This window comes from Pararhodospirillum oryzae, from assembly GCF_007992075.1.
GTDB classification, from domain to species: Bacteria; Pseudomonadota; Alphaproteobacteria; order Rhodospirillales; family Rhodospirillaceae; genus Pararhodospirillum; species Pararhodospirillum oryzae.
On record NZ_BJZO01000153.1, the window covers coordinates 1 to 3,329 of the forward strand.

The following is a 3,329-nucleotide window of genomic DNA, read 5'->3' on the forward strand; positions in this document are numbered from 1 at the left end:
AAGGCAGGCCCACGTCAGAACCTGCCTTTTTTTCATGGCTCCGGAGGAGGGATTCGAACCCCCGACCAACCGGTTAACAGCCGGTTGCTCTACCGCTGAGCTACTCCGGATCAGAGCAAAACCTTACCCTTACGCCCCGTCATCCCGAAAGGGACTCCGGAAAAACCCTCGCCTTGCTACGGAAACCTGGAGGCCGGAGCCGGACTCGAACCGACGTACGCGGATTTGCAGTCCGCTGCATAACCCCTCTGCCATCCGGCCCAGGACCTGTTTGCGACGGAGCCAAACTCCGGAGCAACCAGTCCGTCGCGCGGTGTGGACCGCAGCGAGGGCGTCCTTATACGCAGGCCTCGCGGCATGGTCAACACCTGATTTCGCGCTTTTTGTCGTTTCGGCGCTCGCGAGGAATGGCGGCCTGCGCGGCGTTGTCAGGGCGGGCCTGTCCCGGTATAAATCCCGACAAGGAGACTCACGCGTCCGCCGGCATGGCGGACGCCACCGGACCGACCCAAGGCGCAAGAGGGATGCGATGGAGACCAGCACGGCACGTCTGAACATGGTCAAAAGCCAGATCATGCCTAACCGGGTCAGCGACCCCCTGGTTCTGGAAGCCCTGGGGAACGTGCCTCGCGAGCTGTTCGCCCCCAAGGCCATGCGCGCCGTTGCCTATGTCGACGAGGACATTCCCCTGGGCAAGGGCCGCTTCGTTCTGGAACCCCTGATCACGGCCCGCCTGCTGCAGGCCGCCGAAATCGTTCCCGAGGACGTGGTGCTCGATATCGGAACCGGGACCGGTTATTCGGCGGCCGTGCTCTCGCGCATGGTCAGCACCGTGGTCGCCCTGGAGTCGGATCCGGATCTCGCCGCCAAGGCTGAATCCACCCTCATCGAACTGGGCGTGGACAACGCGGTGGTCATCACCGGCCCCCTGGCCGAGGGATGCCCCCGCCAGGCGCCTTTCTCGCTGATCATCGTCAACGGCGCCATTCCCCACGTTCCCGCGCCCCTGCGCGCCCAGCTTGCCGACGGCGGGCGCCTGGTCGCCGTGCTGCGCGAAGGCCCCGTGGGACGGCTGGTTGTCGTTGAACGGCATGGCAACGCCTTTGGGCAGCGGACTCTTTTCGATACCGACGCCCCCCTTCTTCCCGGTTTCGAGCCGGCCCCTTCCTTCATCTTTTAGGACCCGTGGCGGCGTGCTCGAAACACGCCTTAAACGGTTCACGACATTTTGCGTTGCACCTGACGCGTGATCGTGCACACTGGCAAGAACCAAGGTGACGCCCTGCAATGTGGGCGGGGGGGGCTTGTTTCATTACCGTCCCTCGGTGTGCGAGGCCGATCCCATGACTGGGCACTTCGAGAGAAAGATCATGAAAAAGTCTGTTTCCATTGCCCTCGCCTCGGTGCTGGCCGCCAGCACGGGCTGGAGCGCCGCCGCCCAGGCTGAGAGCTTTCAGCAGGCCCTGGAGTCCGCCTACCAGACCAACCCGACCTTGCAGGCCCGGCGGATTCTGGGTCGCGCGGTCGATGAAGAAGTGCCGCAGGCCCTGTCGAACTGGCGTCCCACCGTCACCTTGAAGGGTGATACGGCCTACAAGCTCACCAGCTATCATCCGGGCGCCAAGGGGGTGGATACCAACCCCAGTTCCTTGGGCGTCGTGCTAAGCCAGAATATTTTCCGTGGGTTCCGCACCACCGCCGAAACCGAAAAGGCCGAGGCCGACGTCCAGGCCGAACGCTCCACCTTGAAGTCCGTCGAACAGACGGTGTTGCTCAACGCCGCCCAGGCGTATTTCACGGTCATTCGCGATCAGGCCGTGCTGGAGCTTAACCGGAACAACGAGGAAGTCCTGACCCGTCAGCTGGAAGCGGCCCGCGACCGCTTCCGGGTGGGTGAAATCACCCGGACCGACGTGGCCCAGGCCGAGTCTCGCCTGGCCGGCGCCATCGCCGACCGCATCGCGGCCGAAGGCACCTTGGAAACCAGCCGCGCCAATTACGAGCGCGTCATCGGCCATCCGCCCGCCGGCACCCTGGAGGCTCCCGCCCCTTTCACGGATCTGCCCCAGACCTTCGACGACGCCGTTGATATCGCGCGGCGTTCGCACCCTGACATCATCGCGGCCGAATACACGTGGAAAGGGGCTCAGGCCAATATCCGCGACCAGCGTGGCAAGCTGCTGCCGACCCTGGCCGCCCAGGTTTCCTATTCGTGGAATTACGGTCAGTATACCTACGACATGGACACCAACGAAATGGAGGCCGGCGTGGTCCTGACCATGCCTCTCTATCAGGGGGGCGCGGTCTATTCGCAGATTCGCGACGCCAAGCACCGGGCCGGTCAACGCCGGGTCCAGGTGGATGAGCAGCGCGACGCGACCGTGGAAAGCCTGACCTCCTCGTGGGAGAACCTGCAAAGCGCCCGCGCCCGGGTCACCTCCTACCAGAGCCAGATCGAGGCCGCCTCGATCGCCCTGGAAGGGGTCCAGCGCGAAGCACAGGTCGGATCGCGCACGACCTTGGATGTCCTTGACGCGGAACAGGAACTGCTGACGTCCCGAGTTAATCTGGCGCGCGCCCAGCGGGACGCCTCGATTTATACCTATCAGGTGCTGTCGGCCCTGGGCGGCATGACGGCCGATCGTCTGGGCTTGCAGGTGCCCTTGCACGACCCCGACGTTCACTACGAACAGGTCCGGGGGCAGTGGTTCGGCGGCAACGAGTGGGCGACCAAGGACGCCGGCCTTGGCGCGGATCTGGATATCACCCAGGACGTGAGCGACCAGAACGTCAGCACCGTTCGTCAGACCCGCTGATCCCCCTTGTTTTTTCCTTCGCGCCCGCGTTTCGCGCGGGACGCCACCCCAGGCGCCTTCCGGTTTTCGGAAGGCGCTTTTTTTTATGCCGATACGGGGGTCCCCGCCCTTTAGGGGCTAGCGCGGGTAAGAGAGTGTTTACAGACGATCCTTTATGGTAACGATGGTGTTGGAACCAGTGTCATCGAAATCTTGCAGGCCGGGTAGCCGAGGACCATGAGCGAACCGAACGCGCAACAGGAACCCTCCATGGAGGATATCCTGGCTTCCATCCGGAAGATTCTGTCCGAGGACGAGGAAAAGGCCGAGGAGCCTGCCCCGCCGCCCCCTCCCGTCTTCACGCCGCCGGAGCCGGAGCCCGAACCCGAGCCGGATGCCTCCACGTGGAACGTGGGAGGATCCGAGGAGGACGAACCCCTGGTCCTGGAAGACCCGGTGCCGGAACCCGAGGAAGACGTGCTGGAGCTGACCGACGACATGGCCGTCAAGCCCCCGCCGCCGCCTCCCCCTCCG

2 protein-coding genes, 2 tRNA genes and 1 pseudogene are annotated in these 3,329 nt (G+C 64.3%); 3 read left to right on the top strand and 2 right to left on the bottom strand.

All coding sequences use genetic code 11. The features are described from left to right. Positions 1 to 35: 35 nt before the first annotated feature. Positions 36 to 110, bottom strand: a tRNA-Asn gene (locus tag ROR02_RS16090). Positions 111 to 187: 77 nt separating this feature from the next. After that, positions 188 to 261, bottom strand: a tRNA-Cys gene (locus tag ROR02_RS16095). 268 nt (positions 262 to 529) lie between these two features. On the opposite strand from ROR02_RS16095, the gene ROR02_RS16100 reads away from it, so the two are divergent. The 3 genes and pseudogenes from ROR02_RS16100 to ROR02_RS17305 all read left to right on the top strand — a co-directional run. Continuing rightward, positions 530 to 1,180, top strand: a complete 651-nt coding sequence (locus ROR02_RS16100) for a protein-L-isoaspartate O-methyltransferase family protein (protein ID WP_147165060.1) — start codon at positions 530 to 532, stop codon at positions 1,178 to 1,180. A gap of 190 nt (positions 1,181 to 1,370) precedes the next feature. Further along, positions 1,371 to 2,816: a TolC family outer membrane protein gene (locus ROR02_RS16105; protein ID WP_147165061.1), complete on the top strand. Its 1,446-nt coding sequence runs from the start codon at positions 1,371 to 1,373 to the stop codon at positions 2,814 to 2,816. Between the two features lie 216 nt (positions 2,817 to 3,032). Beyond that, positions 3,033 to 3,329, top strand: a pseudogene (locus tag ROR02_RS17305) (DUF2497 domain-containing protein); the annotation flags it as partial.